Consider the following 465-nt stretch of genomic DNA (forward strand, 5'->3'; position numbering starts at 1 on the left):
GAGCGCAGACCCCTCCCCCAACCCCCTCCTGCAAGGGGAGGGGGAGCGTGGAAGGCTGCGTTCGCGTGAAGGTTGAAAGTGGCGGATGGGGTGAGTGCGACGCGCCGGCGGCCTTACCCCGTGTCCGGCGGCTTGGGCTTGCGGCGGCCGGCCGGGCGGGGCTCGGGCTTGTCCTCGGGCGGGTCGTCCTCGCCATCCTCCGACGGCAGGAAGCCGAGATGCTCCAGGGCCTCGTCCGCCATCTCGAGCCAGCGTTCGACCTCCGGCGGGAAGCCCCAGCGCCGGCACAACGCCGCCACCGCGACCTCCGCCCGGCTGGCCTCGATCAGCTCCGCCACCTTCGGCCGTTCCACCCGCTCGCACACCTCGGTGCTGCGGCGGTCGACCTCATCGGCGTCCTTGGACGATTCATAGGACGCCGCCAGCACCGCCAGCTTCACCCGCAGCGCGTGCCAGTCTTCCTGG

Annotated in this window: 1 protein-coding gene; it reads right to left on the reverse strand. The window is 72.3% G+C overall.

The window, feature by feature from the left end; translation table 11 throughout:
* Positions 1–113: 113 nt before the first annotated feature.
* Positions 114–465, reverse strand: a 352-nt coding sequence (locus FFK22_RS43675; RefSeq protein WP_186002991.1) for a hypothetical protein, incomplete at its 5' end; no start/stop codon positions are given.

It is taken from the genome of Mycobacterium sp. KBS0706 (genome assembly GCF_005938675.2).
Lineage (GTDB): Bacteria > Pseudomonadota > Alphaproteobacteria > DSM-16000 > Inquilinaceae > Inquilinus.